Source organism: Mycobacterium sp. (assembly GCF_040398885.1).
GTDB lineage: Bacteria > Actinomycetota > Actinomycetes > Mycobacteriales > Mycobacteriaceae > Mycobacterium.
This window is the reverse complement of sequence record NZ_JBBATF010000264.1, coordinates 1-2,451: the sequence shown is the minus strand read 5'-3', so window position 1 is coordinate 2,451 and position 2,451 is coordinate 1. Positions and strand designations below refer to the sequence as shown.

General features: G+C 66.9%; 3 protein-coding genes. 1 reads left to right on the top strand and 2 read right to left on the bottom strand.

What is annotated here, in order from left to right; genetic code table 11:
• Positions 1 to 1,107: cytochrome P450 (locus tag ADBZ5U_RS15790; RefSeq protein ID WP_526811775.1), on the top strand; the 1,107-nt coding region annotated here is incomplete at its 5' end.
• 60 nt (positions 1,108 to 1,167) lie between these two features.
• Here the strand turns inward: ADBZ5U_RS15790 and ADBZ5U_RS15785 are convergent.
• Together ADBZ5U_RS15785 and ADBZ5U_RS15780 are read right to left on the bottom strand one after the other, a co-directional pair.
• Positions 1,168 to 2,013, bottom strand: a complete 846-nt coding sequence (locus ADBZ5U_RS15785) for a putative endonuclease domain-containing protein (protein ID WP_526811773.1) — start codon at positions 2,011 to 2,013, stop codon at positions 1,168 to 1,170.
• 163 nt (positions 2,014 to 2,176) lie between these two features.
• Positions 2,177 to 2,451, bottom strand: a 275-nt coding sequence (locus ADBZ5U_RS15780; RefSeq protein ID WP_526811771.1) for an enoyl-CoA hydratase/isomerase family protein, incomplete at its 5' end; no start/stop codon positions are given.

Sequence of the window (2,451 nt, the reverse complement as noted above, 5' to 3'; positions counted from 1 at the left end):
TTCCGGGACCGCAACGGACTCGCCGCTGCCGCCACCTATCAGGCTGTGCTCGACGCCGAACGCAATCCGGAGGTCTTCTCCAACACCGGCGGGATCCGGCCCGACCAGCCGGCGATGCCCTACATGATCGACATGGACGACCCGGAGCACCTTTTGCGGCGCAAGCTGGTCAATGCCGGCTTCACCCGAAAGCAGTTGACGGACAAGGCCGCCGGGATCGAAGTGCTGTGCGACACCCTGATCGACGCGGTCTGCGAGCGGGGGGAGTGCGACTTCGTCCGCGACCTTGCCGCGCCGCTGCCGATGGCGGTCATCGGCGACATGCTCGGAGTGCTGCCGCAGGACCGCGCGACGTTGCTGAAGTGGTCCGACGACCTGGTGTGCGGGCTGTCCGCGAGCGCCGACGAGGCTGCACTGCAGGCGGTGATGGAAGCTTTCGCCGGCTATCACGGTTTCGCGATGCGGACCACCGCCGAGCGCCGGGCCGAGCCCACCGGGGACCTGTTCTCCGTCCTGGTGAACTCCGAGGTGGACGGTCAGCGGATGAGCGACGACGAGATCGTCTTCGAGACACTGCTGATCCTCATCGGTGGGGACGAGACCACCCGGCACACCCTCAGCGGTGGGTTCGAGCAACTGCTGCGCAACCACGAGCAGTGGCAGCAACTCGTGGCGGACCCCGCTCTGGTGCCCGGGGCTGTCGAGGAGATGCTGCGCTGGACCGCCCCGGTGAAGAACATGGCCCGGACCGTGATGCGCGACAACGAGTTTCACGGCACCTCGTTGCGGGCCGGGGAGAAGATGCTGCTGCTGTTCGAGTCCGCGAACTTCGACGAGGCGGTGTTCGGCGACCCGGAGAACTTCCGCATCGACCGAAACCCCAACAGCCACCTGGCGTTCGGCTTCGGGACCCATTTCTGCCTCGGCAATCAGTTGGCGCGGCTGGAACTGACCACCATGCTGCGCAAGATCCTGCAGCGGTTGCCGGACCTGCGACTGGCACCTGAATTCACCGAGTCCCCGCTGCCGTTGCGGCCGGCCAACTTCGTCAGCGGCCTGGAAGCCATGCCCGTGGTCTTCACCCCGTCCGAACCGGTGCTGGCTTAGTCCGCACCCGCGCCGAGCGTGCGGTCACTGCGAAACTCGGGCCGGATTTTCGCAGTGTGTTCACGTTCGGCGAGCCCGAGCCCAAGCGTCGCGGACCCGGCGCAGAATCTCGCCTTCGGTGTCATCCGCGGTGACGCGGACATTGATCCAGCCCTGTTCGGCGACGTTCTCCGACCGGTGGATGTCCTTGTTGAACTGCCGCCTGTCGAGTCTGTGGTGCTCGCCGTCGTACTCCGCGGAAACCTTGATGTGCTCCCATCCCATGTCCAGGGCGGCGACGAGCACGCCGTATTCGTTGTGAACCGGTATCTGGGTTGTCGGCGGCGGAAACCCCGCCCGGATGAGAAGTAGCCGGAGCCAGGTTTCCCGGGGTGATTCGGCGCCCGGGTCGACGAGGCTGATCGCTCTACGGGCCCGGCGGATTCCGCGCCGGCCCCGGTATCTCTCGGCGAGGGCCTCCACGTCGACGACCTTCAGATGTGTCGCTCGGGAGAGGGCGTCGATGGCGGCGACGGCCCGATCCACGGGGTAGCGGCAGGCGATGTCGAGCGCTGTGCGGACAGGCGTCGTGAGGGTCATGCCATCCAGATCCTGGCGCTCGTCGTCGGCCACGGCGTCCGACCAGACCGTGATGCCCTTCGGTGGGCGCCGATTGGTCCAGATCAGTTCCGCGGGTAGTCGCGCGTCGATCCATTTCGACCGGTGCAGTGCGGCGGCCGATCGGCCGGCGATGACGCCTCGGCCACCGGACCAGAGCCAGGCTGCCCGGGCTCTACCGATGGGAGTGATCTCGGCGCCACCAGGCAGATAGACGTCTGGATAGAGGGCGGTGTACCTGGTGCGCAATGCGTACGGCGTGAGTTCACCTCGCGACAGGGCCGCACTCCCGATGAAGGGCACATTCATGGCGGCAGTGTGCGCGCCCACACCGACAGCGCACCGAACGTGCGCTCACTGCGAAATATCGGCCCGGATTTCGCAGTGGACGCACACTCGGCGGGGGGAGGTGGGAGGCGAGGGAGGTGTGAGGCGAGGGAGGTGGGAGGCGAGGGAGGAAGGGGAGCGGAGCTCAGCGCATCTTGAACTGAGGCGGCCGCTTCTCCTTGAACGCCAACGGGCCCTCCTTCGCGTCCTCGGACAGGAACACCTCGATGCCGATCTTGGTGTCGATCTTGAACGCCTCGTTCTCGGGCAGGCCTTCGGTCTCGCGGATGGAGCGCAGGATCGCCTGAACCGCCAGAGGGCCGTTGCCGGCGATCACCCCGGCGATCTCCAACGCCTTGTCCAAGGCCTGGCCATCCGGCACCACATGCCCGATCAGCCCGTACTCCAGCGCCTCCGCGG

What these genes read in the sequence shown, in the direction of transcription:
- ADBZ5U_RS15785 (WP_526811773.1), bottom strand. Translation starts at nt 2,013, where the DNA reads ATGAATGTGCCCTTCATCGGGAGTGCGGCCCTGTCGCGAGGTGAACTC.